Origin of the sequence: Micromonospora sp. LOL_023 (assembly GCF_048060115.1) — a bacterium.
Taxonomy (GTDB): Bacteria; Actinomycetota; Actinomycetes; order Mycobacteriales; family Micromonosporaceae; genus Micromonospora_E.
In genome coordinates, this window is sequence record NZ_JBHMIM010000025.1 from 36,539 (window position 1) to 51,489 (window position 14,951).

Genomic DNA, 14,951 nt, shown 5'->3' on the forward strand with positions numbered 1-14,951 from the left:
CGAGGGTCTGATGCTCGCACCGAGCCTCACCGCCGTCAACCCCGCAGCTGAACCTCAACCAGCTCGGCCAGCCTCATCGACCCGCAGCTGTGCCAGCCTGGCCCGGATCGGCTCCACGTCCGGATGCCGAAGGCTGTCCAGGATGTCGACCGCCGCCTGCCAGCAGGTCCGCGCACCGGCCAGGTCGCCGACGGCCCGAGCGACCTCGCCGAGGTCCTGCAGCACCAGCGCCTGCAGATGCCGGTCACCGAAATCCCGGAACAGGTCCAACGCCTGCTGGTAGCAGGCGGCGGCCTCGTCGAGGTCACCGAGATGCTGATACCCGTACCCCAGGCTGTGCCAGGTGGTCGCCTGCCCCGATCGGTCACCGAGCTCCCGCAACAGCTCCAACGAACGACCGCACCAGGAAAGTGTCTCGTCGTACTCGCCGAGCTGGGCATACTGCCAGCCCACCACGTTGAGCGCCTTGCCCTGCCCGGCCAGGTCCCCCGCCTCGGCATACAGGTCATACGCCGACCGCCCGTGCTCCAACGCGTCCCGGTGCCGACCCTGCCGCTCCCGCAGCAGCGACAGGTTGAGCTCGGTGAGCCCTTCGCGGGCCCGGTCGCCCCGGTCACGCTCCAGCTCCAGCGCCAGACCGAGCTGCGTCTCGGCGTCGGTGTACCGGTTCGTGCGGGTGCACGCGCGGGCGATGGCGCGATGCGCGACCGCCTCGGCGGCCGGGTCGCCGAGGCGCCGGGCCAGTTCGAGTGCCGTCCGTTGCATCGCGAGCAGGTCCGGCCAGTACCCCTGCCGGTCGAGATAGGTGTACATCACCTGGGAAAGGTGCAGCGCCGTGGCGTCCAGCCCGGCGGCGACCGCGCCCTCGAACACCGCCACCAGCACCGGATGTTCGACGTTGAACCAGGCCAAGGCCGCCTCGGCGGTGCCGAGGGACTCGGCGACGACACCGGGTGCGGCCGGCGCGGGCGCGGCCGGCTGCGGATGCGGCTCCAGCAGGAGGTTCCCCTGGTACGCGGTGTGCGTGTAGTGGTCGGCCAGCCGGTGCACCGCGGCATCGAACGCCTCGCCGGTCTCCTGGCGCCGAGCCTGTTCCGCCGCGTACACCCGCAGCAGGTCGTGCAGCCCGTAGCGGCCGCCCGGATGCTCGGCGAGCAGATGCGAGCGGACCAGTTCGGCAAGCACCGGCCGCAGCCGCGCCGCCGGCAGACCGGCCAGGCTCGCCGCCGCCGGGGCCGAGACCGTCGGGCCCGGGTGGATTCCGAGCAGCCGGAACAGCTGCGCGGCCGCCGGACTCAACGCCCGGTACGACCAGGAGAAGACCGACCGTACGCCGAGCTGCGGATCGTCGGCCGCCAACGCGTCGAGCCGCTCGTGGGCGGTACGCAGTTCGGCCGCGAGCGCCGCCAGCGGCATCCGCGGCGAAGTCGTAGCCCGGGCGGCGACCACCGCCAGCGCCAGCGGAAGCCCCGCGCACCGCAGGGCGATCTCGTCGATGGCCGCTGGTTCCGCCCGGCAGCGCCCCTCGCCGATCCGGTGCCGCAGCAGCTCGGTCGCCTCGCCCGACGGCAGCAGACCGAGGGTGACCAGGTGCGCGCCGTGCGCCGCGACCAGCCCGGTCAGCTGGTTGCGGCTGGTCACCACCACCAGGCACTGTGGCGCGCCGGGCAGCAACGCCCGCACGTGCGGACTGTCCCGGGCGTTGTCCAGCACGATGAGCATCCGCCGGTCGGCGAGCATCGTCCGCAGCAGCGCGGTCTGCGCGTCCAACTCGGCCGGCAACCGGGCCGGTGGGGAACCGAGCGCGTCGAGCAGCAACCGCAGCGCGGTCGCCGGCTCGGTCACCGCACCGTCCGGGTCGAAACCGCGCAGGTTGACGTAGAGCTGCCCGTCGGGGAAACGGTCGGCCGCCCGGTGCGCCCAGTGCACCGCGAGGGTGGTCTTGCCGACCCCGGCCGTGCCGGTGACCGCCACCACCCGCACGGCCCCGGTGTGCGGGAGGCCGCCCGGGTCGACGACCCGATCCAGTTGGGCAAGCTCCGCCCGCCGACCGCTGAAGTTCCCCAGGGCCGGTGGCAACTGCCGGGGTATCACCCGATGCTCGACGACCGGCGCGGCCGTAGTACCGGCGGCGGCCCCGCCACCCGACGCCCGCTGCTCGTCGACCCGGTCACGGGCGCTGGCCAGCATGCCCCGTTCGATCGGGCTGGCGCCCAGCAGGCCGACCAGCACGTCGAAACGGTCGGTCGGCGGCAACGTCTTGCCGGTCAGATACTCGGCCACCGCCGTGTGCGACCAACCGGCGCGGGCGGCCAGCAACCGGTAGGACAAGACCCGGTGGCCTTCGCGGCGGGCGTGCCGGCGTCGCAAGGCGCGCAGCAGACTGGCAAGTTCGTCGACGGTACGCACGTCACCGGCGTCGCGTAGCAGCCGGTCGGGGGGTCGCGCCTCCACACCATGCACCATCGCGACCCGCACCAGCCTCACCGGCCATCCGTCACAGCGGATGCCTCGGGTGACCCCGCTCCACAGCGGATGTTAGTCGATGTACGGCGTTGTACGGAGATGAACGAGATCACCACCACACCGCGGGTCCAGGCAGCATCCTGGTGTCTGGCCAGGGTCCGCACCGTGCAGAAGGGAATACACCATGTCACAGTCGTCCGCTCCAGCACGGAAGGACTGACCCATGTACTGGTCCAGGCATTCGAACAGGTGACCCGGCGGTTGCGGACACTGGCTACGGTCGGGCGGCGGGTGACCGGACGGGGCCCCGGTCACCCGTCCCTGACCGTCCATCCGGTTCGTTGACAAACTGGATAGGCAGCCTCCGACAGCACAGGTGGAACCGACGATGGGCCGACGGTGGGCACAGTGGCGCCAGTGGACACCACTGGCCGCGCTGACCGTCGCGGTGCTCGCTGGCGGCGGGCTGTGGGTCGCTGGCGCACAGACCGCGGCTGACTGGGTGTGGGCGGCAGCGACGGTGGCCGCCCTGCTGCCGGCACTGCGCTGGATGGGTCACTCGCTGCGACAGCGCCGCGTCGGCGTGGACGTGATCGCCGTACTGGCGCTGATCGGCGCGCTGGTGGCCGGCGAGTACCTCGCCGGCGCGGTGGTGGCGCTGATGCTGGCCACCGGTCACACCCTGGAGACGTACGCACAGCGACGCGCCACCCGCGACCTGCAAGCGCTGGTCGCGCACGCACCACGTACCGCCCGGCGACGCGCCGACGACGGCACCATCGACCCGGTCGACGTGGACGAGATCGCCCCCGGCGACCGGCTACTCGTCGGACCCGGTGACGTCGTGCCGGTCGACGGCGTCGCCGAGGATCCGGCCACGCTCGACGAATCGGTGGTCACCGGGGAGTCGCAGCCGGTCGACCGGGCCGCCGGCGACCGGATCGCCAGCGGCGTGGTCAACGCGGGGGCGGCGTTCGGGCTGCGGGCGGCGGTGACGGCGCAGCAGAGCACGTACGCCAGCATCGTGCGGCTGGCCGCGCAGGCCGGTGCCGGCAAGGCCCCGACGGTACGCCTCGCCGACCGGTACGCCGCCGCGTTCGTGCCGTTCACCCTCGCGCTGGCCGGCGTCGGTTGGATCGTCTCCGATGAGTTCGTCCGGGCGGTCGCCGTGCTGGTCGTCGCCACCCCGTGCCCGCTGCTGCTGGCCACCCCGATCGCAATCGTCGCCGGGCTGTCCCGCGCCGCCCGCGCCGGGGTGCTGATCCGCGAGGGCAGCGCGTTGGAGCAGCTCGGTCTGGCTCGCACGCTGCTGGTCGACAAGACCGGCACGCTGACCACCGGCCGGTCCGAGATCACCGGCATCGCCACCGCCGACGGCCAGTACCCGGACGAACTGCTACGGCTCGCCGCATCGGTCGAGCAACTCTCCCCGCACATACTGGCCGGTGCGATCGTCCGGGCGGCGCACGACCGTGGCCTGCGGCTGACCGGCCCGACAGAAGTAACCGAGGAGCCCGGCCGAGCGGTGACCGGCCGGGTCGACGGCCGGGTCGTCCGGGTCGGCCAGCCCGACGCCGAGTTGCCGGACTGGGCGATGCGCGAGCGGGACCGCGCCGAGGCGGACGGACTGTCGACGGTCTGGGTGAGCGTGGACCGCGTACCGGCGGGTGTGATCCTGCTGCGCGATCCGGTGCGGCCCGACGCGGCCGCCACGGTGCGGCGGCTGCGGCAGGCCGGCTTCACCCGGCTGGTGATGCTCACCGGCGACCGGCGCGAGGTCGCCGACCAGGTCGCCGACCAGGTCGGCGTCGACGACATCGTGGCGCGCTGCTCACCACAGGAGAAGACCGCCCGGGTACGCGAGGAGTCCGGCCGCGCTATCACGGTGATGGTCGGCGACGGTGTCAACGACGCCCCGGCGCTGGCCGCCGCCGACGTCGGGGTGGCGATCGGGGCCGCCGGGGCGGGCGCGGCGGCGGGCGTCGCCGACGCGGTGCTCACCGTCGACCGGCTGGACCGGCTCGCCGACGCCGTCGACATCGCCCACCGGTCGCGGCGGATCGCGGTGCAGAGCGCCTCGGTCGGGATGGGGTTGGCGCTGGTCGCGATGGTCGCCGCCGCGTTCGGTCTGCTGCCGCCGGTGGCCGGTGCGTTCACTCAGGAGGGTATCGACGTCGCGGTGATCGTCAACGCGCTGCGCGCCCTGCGCCCCGGCCGCCGCCGGGCCGGCCCATCGTGACCCGACACGCCGTGACCGGAGTCGGGCGGTGACCCGGGTCAGGCCGCCAGCAGATCCGACAGCGCCGCCGTGTGCGGCACATGATGGAGCAGCCGGGGCCGCCGGTCGCCACCGAGCTGGATCCGGGCGAGTCGGCGTTCGCCTGGCCGGACAACCTCGTGCGGATGACGTTCCTCGACCCGGCCGGCGGCACCTTCTTCGTCGACTGGCGACGGGGTGCCGAGACGTGCGTGGCGAATCTGCGGCTCGCGCTCGGTCACGACCCGCACGACCGGCGGGCCCGAGAACTGGTCGATGAGGTGGGCGCGGCCAGCCCGGAGTTCCGCCGGCTGTGGCAGCGCAACGACGTACGGGGCAAGACCCACGAGGCGAAGACGTTCCGGCACAGCGTGGTGGGCGAGTTGACGTTGACGTACCACGCCTTCGATGTCCGTGGAGCAACTGGTCAGCAGCTGATCGTGTACCGGGCCGAGCTCCCTCCCGTCGTCCACCCGAACGCGGTCGCCTGGGAGGGACACTGTTTCGAGTGTGATCCCGTTGGGGGATCAAAATCCCCCAACGGGATCACGCTAAAACAGAAGTCGGTTCCTGGCCGGCCGCCGTCAGAGGACCACAAGTCCCAGTTTCACCCGTACTCCGGCCGCGCCGACGGAACGGGTGGGCCGACCGGCCCGACCCACCCGCCGCTGCCACCGACGTCGCTGATGCTCACCGCTGTCTCCGACGGATCTGCCTTAGCCCGTCGCGTTGCACGAAGATCTCCCTCCGTTCGACGGCCGCGCCGCCGCGGTCCAGCACGTAGCCGCCCAACCAGACCCAGCCGACGTAGGTCCACCGTGTGTCGGCGGCGACGACCCGGAACCGGAAACCCCGGTCACCGGCGAACTGCACGCTGGCGGCGGCCCCGATCATCAGCACGTCACCCGGCTCAGGTGCCGGGGTCGATGTCGAGTTCACCGACGTACGGCAGCCGGGCCTGGTCGCTCTGCCAGTCCCGCAGCGCCTGCTTGAGCAGCGACAGTTCGTCGGCCATCCGGGCGATGCTCTGGTCGCGGCGACGCAGCTCTGCGGCGACCTGCTCGGCGCTCAGCGTCACCGGCGCGACGTCCCCCTCGTACGTCTCGCCGTTGACGCTGACCATCGGCGGCCGGTGCCGGCCGGACGACCTGGTCACAGCATCTCTCCGTCCGGCGGCGGCGGGCCGGGCCAGGTCAACCGGCCGCACCACGGACACCATCTGACTTTCACTTTGAAGGCGAACAGTCCGGCCAGGAATCCCAGCAGGACCGCGCCGACCAGCGCACCGATTTCCACGAGGACCTTCCCCCTCTTCAGGTCGGGACGCCGGCCGGCCTCCTTGCCGCGACGCCGGCCGGCGCCCAGGTGGGTGGGGATGTGCGTCCCTCCAGCCCTGCTCGGATCTCCAGAGCACTGGCTGCAGGTCGGTAGATCGACACTCCATGATGCGACCATCTAGTGTCATACTGCCTCAGCATCGATCGCATATGCAAGACTTGCTTTCGAGAGTCTTGAGGATGCCCTGATGTTGTCCCGCCGACACGGGACCCGCACACTGAGAGGGAGTGAGGGGAGCATGGACGTGGCCACGCGCAAGCATTTGCCGACTGTTCGCCTGCGCCGCCTGGCATACCAGCTGCGCGGGATGCGCAGCGACGCAGGACTCACCCGCGAGGACGCCGCCGAGAAGACCCACATGAACAGCGCGACCCTGTGGCGGATCGAAACCGGCAAGGTCCGGCCACAGAAGCGGACCGTCCTCGCCCTGCTCGACCTCTACGGCATCAGCGACGAGCAACAGCGCACAGAGATGCTGGACCTACTCAAGGACTCCACCCAGCTTGGCTGGCTCCAGGCGTACGAAGAGGTCCTGTCGGACGAGTACAGCGCCTACATCAGCTTCGAAGCCGAGGCTCGCAGCGTCCGCAACTACGAGCCGCTGTTCGTGCCGGGCCTGCTCCAGACCGAGGAGTACGCCCGAGCCGTGACCGCAGGCGTACTGCCCGAGTGCAGCGAATCCGACGTGGCGCACCGCGTCGAGGCCCGGATGAAACGCCAGGAGTCGATCACAAAGGACACGCCGCTGAAGCTCTGGGCGATCATCGACGAAGGCGTGATCCACCGCCAGGTCGGCGGCGTCGACGTCATACGCGGCCAGCTACGCCACCTCGCTGACATGGCCAAGCAACCCCACATCACCCTCCAGGTTCTGCCGTACGAGGTTGGCGCACACGCTGGCATGCACGGCGCGTTCGCCCTGATGGACTTCCCCGACCCGTACGACCCGGAGCTCGTCTACATCGAGAACCGGGTCAACGCGATGTTCCTGGAGAGTCCGTCCGAGATCGCCAGCTACAGCTCGCTGTTCGAGTACCTTCGCGCAGCGGCGGTCGACCCGGCAGGGTCGGTCAGGATGATCAAGAAGTCCATCGACCGCATGGACGAGAAGGGAAGATGACGATGAAGAACCGGCAACTGGAGAACGCCGAGTGGCGCACGAGCAGCCGCTCCGGCGGCAACGGCAACTGCGTCGAGGTCGCCGACAACCTGGCGGCCGTCGTCGCGGTCCGGGACAGCAAGGACCGTTCCGGCCCCGTGCTCGCGTTCTCCCCTACCGCTTGGGCGGCCTTCACCACGTCGCTCCGGAGCGAGTGAGACCAGCCCGAATTGCGGATGTGTGACCGCGCCAGGTATCCGGCGCGGTCACGCCAACGCCAGCCATGGGCCACTGCCCCGTACGCCACAGCGACCTTTGCCGCCGTCAAAGTTTGCCGCAGATTCGAAGGAGGGGCGCGATGGATCTCACCCGCGCCGTGTGGCTCAAGAGCAGCCGCAGCGACTCGAACAGCCAGTGCGTCGAGGTCGCCCGCAACCTGCCGGGAGCCGTCGCCGCCCGCGACAGCAAGGACCCCACCGGCCCGGCGCTGACCTTCGCCCCCTCCGCCTGGACCACTTTCACCACCGCGCTCAAGTCGTCCCAGCTCTCCGCGTGACCGCCAGCGGCGTGGGTGTCTTTCACCACGTCGCTGGCGGAAGTTTCGAACCAGAGGTAGCGGAACAGTGACCGCATTGCGATGCGTTGCGGTCACGCCAGCTGGTTCGACAGCAAGTTGACCGCCATCGCCAGCGAGCGCACCTCGTGAACACCGGACTTGCCGCCGTCATCGGCCGTGCCCGGTTCCTGCTGGTCGACTTCGACGGCCCCGTCTGCAAGGTCTTCGCCAACCACCCCGCGCCCCAGGTCGCCGCCACCCTGCGCCGATTGCTCGTTGACCAGGGCGTCACCGTCCCTCCCGACCTGCTCGATGAACCCGATCCGCTCGCCGTGCTCCGCTGGTCAGCCACCTTGAACCGGCCAGCCATCGTGCGCCAAGTCGACGACGCCCTACGCACCGCCGAACTGGACGCCGTCACCGTCGCCGAACCCACCCCGTACGCGCGAGAAGTCATCGTGGCCGCCCACCACGCCCAGCGCGGCATCACGATCGTGTCCAACAACAGCGCCGACGCCGTCAACCGGTACCTGATCGCGCAACAGCTGGACGCCTACATCAACCCCGTCATCGGCCGACCCCACGCCGACCCCGCCGGAATGAAACCGAACCCCGCCCCGGTGATCGCCGCCATCTGCGAACTGCGCGCCCACCCCGAGGACTGCGTGCTCATTGGCGACTCACCTACCGATATCGAAGCCGCCCAGGCGGTCGGCGTACCCGCCATCGGCTACGCCAACAAACCCCGCAAATACCACAGCCTCAGCAGATCAGACGCCATCATCAGCAGCATGGCCGAAGTCGTCGCCGCCCTCAGCGATCGCCGGGTGCAAGGCGGTAGACCCGCGAGTCACGGAGACTGAAGCCGAGTCGTTCGTAGAGCCGGTTCGCGGCAGCACGAGACGGGCGCGACGTGAGGTCAACGGTCCGAGCGCCAGCCTCCCGAGCCAGCCTGACGGCCTCCTGGGTTAGCGCCGCCCCGACCCCGAGGCCGCGCGCCGACTCGTCGACCACCACATCCTCGATCCACGCCCGCCTACCGGTCGGGATCGGAAACATCACCAGGGTCAGCGCGCCGACGATCTCGCCCTCGCGGCGAGCGATGAGCAAAGTGCTTGCGTCCGACGCCACCAACTCGTCCAGCGCCGTCAGATCGAGTGGCTTGGCGGAACGGGAGAGCTGCGGGAGGAGCCGGCCGAACGCTTTCACGACCTCGTCGGTGGCGACTCGGACGGCTTCGATCTCGACGCTCATGCTCGCGACTCTAGCGGCCGGACACGCCACGCGAGCGAGTACGTGGCCGGCAGGTCAAGCCACCTATCCAGCAGCGCCGATACGGGTGGCGAACTCTCTGATGCCCGGCAGGGTGTTGCGTGTGTCGGTGGTGAGCAGGTCGTGGGTGAGGCTCTGTGCCCAAGGCCGGTAGCGGACCTCCTGCGGAGTGTCGGCTTCCGCCGCGAGGAGTGCCTGGTACGCGGCTGCGGGTCGACCTCGGCCTTGCAGGGCGAGTGCGGCGTCCTGCCAGTAGCGGGCGCGGCGCTCCAGCGAGGTGATGTGGGCGGGGTTGACATGCCTGGCGTACTCGACGGCGGTGCCGTAGTCACCGAGCACCCGCGCGACGCTGATCTTGTATACGGCAAGGTCGAGCGAGCTGATAGGGCTACCTTCGGCGGTCCCTGCCCGGCCAAGGGCGTCGTCCGCTTCCGCCAGCAGATTCCACGCGGCCTCACGGTCTTCCCGCATGGCGGCGGTGTAGGCGGCAACGGCAAGGAGCTGCCCGTACATGGCGGCGTGGCGGCCGTCGGTCAGACCGGTGTCAGTGTCGAGTTGTTGAGCGGCGTTCAGGACAAGGCGTTGGGCACCGTCGCGGTGGCGGCTGCGGCGGAGCACCGTCGCGGCGAGTCGCGTTGCTTCCGCGATGACCAGCGGATCTCCGCTGGCGCGCGCCGCCTGCACCGCTCGATCCGACGTGGACCCAGCCATGCCGTCATCGTGCAACTTGATCAGCAGCTGTGTGGCGACGCCGTAGGCCTGGGCTACCCAGCTCGATGCCTGCGCGGCCTGGCCGACTGGGGCCTGGTCGCGTACCGCCGTGGCTTGGGCGAGCAGGCGCGGCAACCGTCGGGCGAGTTGGCTGTAGCGGCAGGCCCGGAAATCCGCTGCCGCGGCGGCAAGCTGTGCACGGAGCTGGTGTTCGAGGATCGCTGGAGCGGTGACCCGCCCGAAGATCACGTCTTCGACGGTGGCGGTGACAGCGAGGGCCGACGTCGGCAGCAGGGCGGCACCTGTACTCAGGCCGAGCGTGCCTGCGAACAAGTCACGTCGACGCATTGAATCACCACCACCGTCGTCGGGGTCCTCGACCACACTAACTGCGCCGCTCCCTGTTGGCGCGGATGACGCGGCCAGCCCGAACAGACGCGGCGGAATTCCGTACACCTGTGCCAGCCGGCGCAGTTCGGCGACGCTCCACTCTCTCCTCCGGCCGTTCTCCCAACGTGACATGGTGGCTGCGGAGCAGCCTGCGCGCCGCCCAGCTTCCTCAAGGGTGAGCCCGGCCGCTGTCCGTGCGATGCGCAGCAGCTTGCCCACGTCGCCAGCTGCGATGGCAGCGTCGGCTGTCGGCATCGCTGTCCAGGCCGGCTCGGTCGGCACAGCTGCCTCCTCGCACCGATGAAGTTATTCGAGCGTGACCGATGCTTCGCGGATCACGCAAGACGGTTGCAACTAATGCGTCACGGTCTCGGACTACGCGCTTCCTCCCGATGCACTGGGACACACGACCCGTCCTGTTCGGGCGATGGTCAAACCCGCTACCTGCAGGAGTGAAGCTGATGCATGCAATTTCCACAATCGGAGCGACCGCCACCGCGACAGACCTGATTCGAGCTGGGCTCTTGGAGGTCGGTGACGGCTGCCAGATCCACCCGACCGCAGTGTTCCTGCCGGCTGACCTGCTCGGCACGCTGCGCCCTATCGTTCTCGGTGCCAGGGTCACGATTGGCGCGTTCGCCGTGGTCCACGGCGGCACCCGCGTTGGCGCCGACGCCCGCCTCGGCCATAGGGCGATCGTCGGCGAGCCGGAGCACGGCTACGCGATGCGGCAGGTCTATCGGGGATCCGGCGGCACTACCGAGATCAGCTCCGGGGTGGTCCTGCGAGCCGGTGCGATCCTCTACGCGGGTGTCCGGGTCGGAGAGGGCAGCACCATCGGCCACCACGCCCTGCTCCGCACCAACGTTGTCGTCGGCTCCGGCAGCCAGCTGGCGGCCAACCTGACCGTCGAGCGCGGTGCCCGGATCGGCGACAGAGTGCGCTGCTCGCCGGGCTCGCATCTGACGGCCGACACGGTCGTTGCCGACCGCGTGTTCATCGGCGCGGGCGTACGCACGATCAACGACAAGCGGCTGACCTGGCGCGACCCGGACAACGAGCAGCCGCTCGACCCGCCAGTGTTCGAGTACGGGTGCAAGGTCGGCTCTGGGGTATGCGTAATGGCGGGAATCACCATCGGCGCTCACGCGCTCATCGGCAGCGGCTCGGTGGTCACCCGCGACGTATCGGCCAACACCATCGCGTACGGCGTCCCCGCCCGATCGCGCGGACAGGTGACACCATGACTCCGGCTCTGGCCTGGCTGGAGCCACTGCGCTGCAGCATTCCGGAGATCGACGGGAAGGCCTGGGACGACCTCGAAGTCCTCTCCGACGTACTCGCCCGGCGGGTGCCCGCCGCGCCGCCCTCCGGCGACCCGGCCCGCGCCCAGTGGCTGCTGGACCTTCGTCGCGACCTGGCCTGCGACGATCGCCAGGATCCCCCTGCTCCCGGCGGGCTGGTGCGGCAGGCACTCGCGCAGTTCTGCGCCGGCTCGTACGACCTGGATCTGCGCGATGTGACCGGCGCCGGCCATGGGGCGATGATCCTTGCTGACGCCGCCGCAGAGCTCCGGGACACCTGGCGGACCCGGCTCGGCCGAGGCGACCTGGTGGGAATCGCCGCGACCGAGCGGCACGGCGGCTCCCGCATCCAGGAGATCACCACCCAGGCGAGGCCGGACAGCGACGGTCGCTGGCACATCAGCGGAGAGAAGTGCTGGGTGTCCCGGATCGTCGAGTCGGCCGGCTTCGTGGTCTTCTTCCGGGACCCGAACGACCGAATCACCGCTGCGGTCATCGACACCGCAGCGCACGGTCTGGTGAGTGAGACGCTGAAGCCGTCCGGTCTGGGTGGCTGGTCGTGGGGAGTGCTGCGGCTGCACGACGTGTCGATTGATCCTGCTACGGACCTGCTCGGGCCGGCAGGAAGTGGCATGGAGGTGTTTCGCAGGCACTTCGCCCGGTTCCGGCCGCTTGTCACCGCGACCGCACTGGGGACCGCAGCCGGTGTCCACACCGTCGTCGCTGAAGCGCTCGCCGCTCGGCGGAAGATAGGTGTGCTGCCACGGGTCCGCGACAACGCGCTGATCACCCTCGGGCGCACCCACGCCGAGATTGTCGCCGCGCTGCTCGCCGCCATCACCACCATCAGGCTTGCCGCGTCTGGCCACCCGCACGCGGACCTCTTCGCACGCGTCGGCAAGGCGGCCGGAGTCGACACCGCCTACCGGGCGGTTAGCGATCTCGCTCCGCTGCTCGGGGCGTACGGATTCCAACAGTCCAGCCCTGTCACGAAAGCGCGAGCCGACCTCACCGGCATGCTCTACGCCGACGGCGTACATGACAGCCTCTACCGATCGGGCGGCGCGACGTTGCTCCGCGCGCCCTACGATCCCCCCACCTGGTTCCCGCCCTCAAGGTAGACAGTCCCGCTGGCCGTCGCCGCTGTCAGCGCGGCGGCGGCCCTCAGGGCCAGCAGCGGCGAAAGCCGCTGCTGCGCCTGCGGCAAGGTCGACCACGCCCAGCTTCGCAACTCCTGCGGCGGCAGCCGGATCGCGTCGGTCTGCGACTCGTCCAGGACACCGCCGTCGTACACGAACATGACCCCTTCGGTGCGGCCGGTGCGAGGCGGCACCCAGTCGACCACCAGCAGCCGGCCGGGAGCGACCGCCAGGCCGAGTTCTTCGGCCAGCTCACGGACCGCCGCGTCGTACGGCGACTCGTCGGCCTCCACCACCCCACCTGGCAGCTCCCAGTAGTCCTTGTACGTCGGCTCGACGAGCAGGATCCGTCCGTCACGGTCGCGCAGCAGCACAGCCGAACCCATCCGCTTGCGCGGCAACGTCGCGGTGTAATCGTCAGGCGGGGAGCTCACCACCGGAGGTTAACCGCCTGAATGTCCAGTTGACGGCAACTTCCGCCGGTCAGGGCCCGTGGCGCCGGGCCGCCTCTACCGATCAGGAATCGAGAAGCACCGGCAGCTGCGGCACGGCTAGCGTGACCCTCGGTCACATCTGACAACGACCAGGAGCGACATGGTGAGCAAGGCAGACACGGACGGCTTCTCCGAGGGCGAGCGCGCCGCCATGAAGGAACGCGCCGCAGAGCTCAAGAAGGAGACAACCCGCAGTCGTGGTAGCAAAGCAGCCGCCGAGGAGCTCGACGTGCTGTCGAAGATCGCCCAGATGGCACCGTCGGACCGCGCACTGGCCGAACGCGTCCACGCCATCGTCACCGCCAACGCCCCCGACCTGTCCCCGAAGCTCTGGTACGGCCAGCCGGCGTACGCGAGAAAGGGCAAGGTCGTGTGCTTCTTCCGGAGCGGACACGCGGACAAGGAGCCCTACTCCACCTTTTGCTTCACCGCTACGGCCAGCCTCGCCGACGACAGCGGCCTGTGGCCGACGTCCTTCGCCGTGACCCAGCTCAGCGAGCAGGCCGCAGAGCACATCGCCGCCCTTGTCAAGAAGGCTGTGAGCTGACGTGCTTGTACGCCTTCGGTCGAAGTCGGGCGCCGATAGCGGGGTGGGTTGCGCTACGATCGCTGCGCCGTGCATGACTGCTGCGAAGAGGAGGTGAGTCCAATCAACGCTGCGACAGGTCGGGACTCCCTCCCCCGCATGGTCTAGGGAGCGCCCGCACAGGGACTCTCGAAAGGCGCGCACGCGCATGCACACCATCCAGGAAGAACACTTCGCCGTCGATGGCGTACCCGCTGTGCTCTGGACCTCAGCCGGCAGCGGCGCCGACCGCCCGCCGCTGATCGTCATCGGCCACGGCGGCGGCCAGCACAAGACCGCTCCCGGCGTCCTGCACCGCGCCCACCGCTTCGTGTCCAGCGGCTTCGCGGCCGTCTGCATGGACGTGCCGAACCACGGCGACCGGCCGACCGACGAGCGCTACCAGCGCATCTCCACCGACATTCAGGCCGCTGCCAGCTCCGGTGGTGACCTGGCCGCACTGCTCGCCGACTTCTTCGCCCTAGTCGCCGAGCAGACCGTGCCGGAGTGGCAGGCCGTCCTCGACCACCTCGGCGGCGGACCGATCGGCTACTGGGGCATCTCGCTGGGCTGCGGGCTCGGCGTACCGTTCGTCGCCGCCGAACCGCGCGTGCGCGCGGCGGTCCTCGGCCTCGGCGGTGCCGCCGCCCCATCCACACTGGCGGCTGCGACTCGCATCGCCGTGCCGGTCGAGTTCCTGGTCCAGTGGGACGACGAACGGGTGCCCCGGGAGCAGAGCCTGGCCCTGTTCGACGCGTTCGGTTCGACCGAGAAGACGTTGCACGCCAACCCGGGCCGGCACGCCGACCGGCTCCCGGAGCACGAGCTGGACAGCACAGTCCGGTTCTTCACCCATCACCTCATGCCGCACTGACCAACGCTGCCGGCTCTGGCATCCGTCGAATCCGCTCAAGGTCAGCAGACCCGGCTGCCGTCCTCAAGATAGACGGTCCCGCCGCCCGTCGCCGCCTCGACAGCGGCGGCGGCCCGGCGGGCCAGCAACGGCGACAGCCGCCACTGCGCCTGGGCCACGGTCGACCACGCCCAGCTGCGCAGCTCCTGCGGTGGCAGCCGAATCGCGTCGGTTTGCACCGTGTCCAGGACTCCGCCGTCGTAGACGAACATGACACCTTCGGTGCGACCGGTGCGCGGCGGCACCCAGTCCACGACCAGCAACCGTCCGGGAGTGATAGTCAGGCCGAGCTCTTCCGCCAGCTCACGAACCACCGCGTCGTACGGCGACTCGTCGCCTTCCACCATCCCACCCGGTGAAGCGCCGCCCAGCAGAACGGCGGGCGGCACGGATCCTGCGCTGCTGGGCCAGGGCCGCGGACCGCAATACGGCCGAGGTCACCTAGCC

At 70.2% G+C, this 14,951-nt stretch carries 17 protein-coding genes and 1 pseudogene; 10 read left to right on the plus strand and 8 right to left on the minus strand.

Going from position 1 to position 14,951, the window contains the following annotated elements; genetic code table 11:
* Positions 1-54: 54 nt before the first annotated feature.
* Entirely contained in the window at positions 55-2,487 is a 2,433-nt protein-coding gene (locus tag ACFHVL_RS15445; RefSeq protein WP_416628547.1) for an ATP-binding protein, read from the minus strand.
* Between the two features lie 367 nt (positions 2,488-2,854).
* Here ACFHVL_RS15445 and ACFHVL_RS15450 point away from each other — a divergent pair, with 367 nt between their 5' ends.
* The gene (locus ACFHVL_RS15450) at positions 2,855-4,705 is read left to right on the plus strand and encodes a heavy metal translocating P-type ATPase (protein WP_416628549.1); all 1,851 of its coding nucleotides are present in this window, start codon (positions 2,855-2,857) and stop codon (positions 4,703-4,705) included.
* 164 nt (positions 4,706-4,869) lie between these two features.
* Positions 4,870-5,118, plus strand: a pseudogene (locus ACFHVL_RS15455) (transcriptional regulator); the annotation flags it as partial.
* Between the two features lie 295 nt (positions 5,119-5,413).
* On the opposite strand, the gene ACFHVL_RS15460 reads toward ACFHVL_RS15455, so the two are convergent.
* Genes ACFHVL_RS15460 through ACFHVL_RS15470 form a run of 3 tightly spaced genes read right to left on the minus strand, consistent with a single transcriptional unit; the run spans position 5,414 to position 6,019 of the window.
* Positions 5,414-5,662, minus strand: coding sequence for a hypothetical protein (locus ACFHVL_RS15460; RefSeq protein WP_416628622.1), 249 nt, complete (start codon positions 5,660-5,662; stop codon positions 5,414-5,416).
* A complete protein-coding gene (locus ACFHVL_RS15465) occupies positions 5,634-5,879 on the minus strand; it encodes a hypothetical protein (protein ID WP_416628623.1) in 246 nt (81 codons plus the stop codon). Before ACFHVL_RS15465 ends, ACFHVL_RS15460 begins: the two co-directional genes overlap by 29 nt.
* The gene (locus tag ACFHVL_RS15470) at positions 5,876-6,019 is read right to left on the minus strand and encodes a hypothetical protein (RefSeq protein ID WP_416628625.1); all 144 of its coding nucleotides are present in this window, start codon (positions 6,017-6,019) and stop codon (positions 5,876-5,878) included. The genes ACFHVL_RS15465 and ACFHVL_RS15470 overlap by 4 nt, the downstream gene beginning before the upstream one ends.
* Before the next feature lie 280 nt (positions 6,020-6,299).
* Here ACFHVL_RS15470 and ACFHVL_RS15475 point away from each other — a divergent pair, with 280 nt between their 5' ends.
* The 4 genes from ACFHVL_RS15475 (at position 6,300) to ACFHVL_RS15490 (ending at position 8,579) form a co-directional block, all read left to right on the plus strand.
* Positions 6,300-7,181 (plus strand): helix-turn-helix domain-containing protein, encoded by an 882-nt coding sequence (locus ACFHVL_RS15475; RefSeq protein WP_416628550.1) that lies wholly within the window; start codon positions 6,300-6,302, stop codon positions 7,179-7,181.
* Positions 7,178-7,378 (plus strand): DUF397 domain-containing protein, encoded by a 201-nt coding sequence (locus tag ACFHVL_RS15480; protein ID WP_416628552.1) that lies wholly within the window; start codon positions 7,178-7,180, stop codon positions 7,376-7,378. The genes ACFHVL_RS15475 and ACFHVL_RS15480 overlap by 4 nt, the downstream gene beginning before the upstream one ends.
* Before the next feature lie 140 nt (positions 7,379-7,518).
* On the plus strand, positions 7,519-7,716 hold the full coding sequence (locus tag ACFHVL_RS15485) for a DUF397 domain-containing protein (protein ID WP_416628553.1): 198 nt from the start codon (positions 7,519-7,521) through the stop codon (positions 7,714-7,716).
* A 146-nt stretch (positions 7,717-7,862) separates the two neighbouring features.
* Entirely contained in the window at positions 7,863-8,579 is a 717-nt protein-coding gene (locus ACFHVL_RS15490) for an HAD family hydrolase (protein ID WP_416628555.1), read from the plus strand.
* On the opposite strand, the gene ACFHVL_RS15495 is transcribed toward ACFHVL_RS15490, so the two are convergent.
* Positions 8,530-8,970 (minus strand): GNAT family N-acetyltransferase, encoded by a 441-nt coding sequence (locus ACFHVL_RS15495; RefSeq protein ID WP_416628557.1) that lies wholly within the window; start codon positions 8,968-8,970, stop codon positions 8,530-8,532. The genes ACFHVL_RS15490 and ACFHVL_RS15495 overlap by 50 nt on opposite strands.
* A gap of 63 nt (positions 8,971-9,033) precedes the next feature.
* Positions 9,034-10,371: a helix-turn-helix domain-containing protein gene (locus ACFHVL_RS15500; RefSeq protein ID WP_416628559.1), complete on the minus strand. Its 1,338-nt coding sequence runs from the start codon at positions 10,369-10,371 to the stop codon at positions 9,034-9,036.
* A 179-nt stretch (positions 10,372-10,550) separates the two neighbouring features.
* On the opposite strand from ACFHVL_RS15500, the gene ACFHVL_RS15505 reads away from it, so the two are divergent.
* Both ACFHVL_RS15505 and ACFHVL_RS15510 read left to right on the plus strand, forming a co-directional pair.
* Positions 10,551-11,336 carry a DapH/DapD/GlmU-related protein gene (locus tag ACFHVL_RS15505; protein WP_416628561.1) on the plus strand — a complete coding sequence of 262 codons (786 nt, stop codon included), beginning with the start codon at positions 10,551-10,553 and terminating at the stop codon, positions 11,334-11,336.
* Positions 11,333-12,514: an acyl-CoA dehydrogenase family protein gene (locus ACFHVL_RS15510; protein WP_416628562.1), complete on the plus strand. Its 1,182-nt coding sequence runs from the start codon at positions 11,333-11,335 to the stop codon at positions 12,512-12,514. The genes ACFHVL_RS15505 and ACFHVL_RS15510 overlap by 4 nt, the downstream gene beginning before the upstream one ends.
* Here ACFHVL_RS15510 and ACFHVL_RS15515 read toward each other — a convergent pair.
* Positions 12,478-12,966 carry an NUDIX domain-containing protein gene (locus ACFHVL_RS15515; protein WP_416628563.1) on the minus strand — a complete coding sequence of 163 codons (489 nt, stop codon included), beginning with the start codon at positions 12,964-12,966 and terminating at the stop codon, positions 12,478-12,480. The two genes, ACFHVL_RS15510 and ACFHVL_RS15515, sit on opposite strands and share 37 nt — an antisense overlap.
* Before the next feature lie 160 nt (positions 12,967-13,126).
* Here ACFHVL_RS15515 and ACFHVL_RS15520 point away from each other — a divergent pair, with 160 nt between their 5' ends.
* On the plus strand, positions 13,127-13,573 hold the full coding sequence (locus tag ACFHVL_RS15520) for a DUF1801 domain-containing protein (protein WP_416628564.1): 447 nt from the start codon (positions 13,127-13,129) through the stop codon (positions 13,571-13,573).
* Positions 13,574-13,760: 187 nt separating this feature from the next.
* Entirely contained in the window at positions 13,761-14,465 is a 705-nt protein-coding gene (locus ACFHVL_RS15525; protein ID WP_416628565.1) for a dienelactone hydrolase family protein, read from the plus strand.
* 41 nt (positions 14,466-14,506) lie between these two features.
* Here the strand turns inward: ACFHVL_RS15525 and ACFHVL_RS15530 are convergent, their stop codons facing one another.
* Positions 14,507-14,893: an NUDIX domain-containing protein gene (locus ACFHVL_RS15530; protein WP_416628566.1), complete on the minus strand. Its 387-nt coding sequence runs from the start codon at positions 14,891-14,893 to the stop codon at positions 14,507-14,509.
* Positions 14,894-14,951: the final 58 nt, after the last annotated feature.

What these genes read in the sequence shown, in the direction of transcription:
- ACFHVL_RS15495 (WP_416628557.1), bottom strand. Translation starts at nt 8,970, where the DNA reads ATGAGCGTCGAGATCGAAGCCGTCCGAGTCGCCACCGACGAGGTCGTG.
- ACFHVL_RS15480 (WP_416628552.1), top strand. Translation starts at nt 7,178, where the DNA reads ATGACGATGAAGAACCGGCAACTGGAGAACGCCGAGTGGCGCACGAGC.
- ACFHVL_RS15520 (WP_416628564.1), top strand. Translation starts at nt 13,127, where the DNA reads ATGGTGAGCAAGGCAGACACGGACGGCTTCTCCGAGGGCGAGCGCGCC.
- ACFHVL_RS15475 (WP_416628550.1), top strand. Translation starts at nt 6,300, where the DNA reads ATGGACGTGGCCACGCGCAAGCATTTGCCGACTGTTCGCCTGCGCCGC.
- ACFHVL_RS15510 (WP_416628562.1), top strand. Translation starts at nt 11,333, where the DNA reads ATGACTCCGGCTCTGGCCTGGCTGGAGCCACTGCGCTGCAGCATTCCG.
- ACFHVL_RS15525 (WP_416628565.1), top strand. Translation starts at nt 13,761, where the DNA reads ATGCACACCATCCAGGAAGAACACTTCGCCGTCGATGGCGTACCCGCT.
- ACFHVL_RS15485 (WP_416628553.1), top strand. Translation starts at nt 7,519, where the DNA reads ATGGATCTCACCCGCGCCGTGTGGCTCAAGAGCAGCCGCAGCGACTCG.
- ACFHVL_RS15505 (WP_416628561.1), top strand. Translation starts at nt 10,551, where the DNA reads ATGCATGCAATTTCCACAATCGGAGCGACCGCCACCGCGACAGACCTG.
- ACFHVL_RS15450 (WP_416628549.1), top strand. Translation starts at nt 2,855, where the DNA reads ATGGGCCGACGGTGGGCACAGTGGCGCCAGTGGACACCACTGGCCGCG.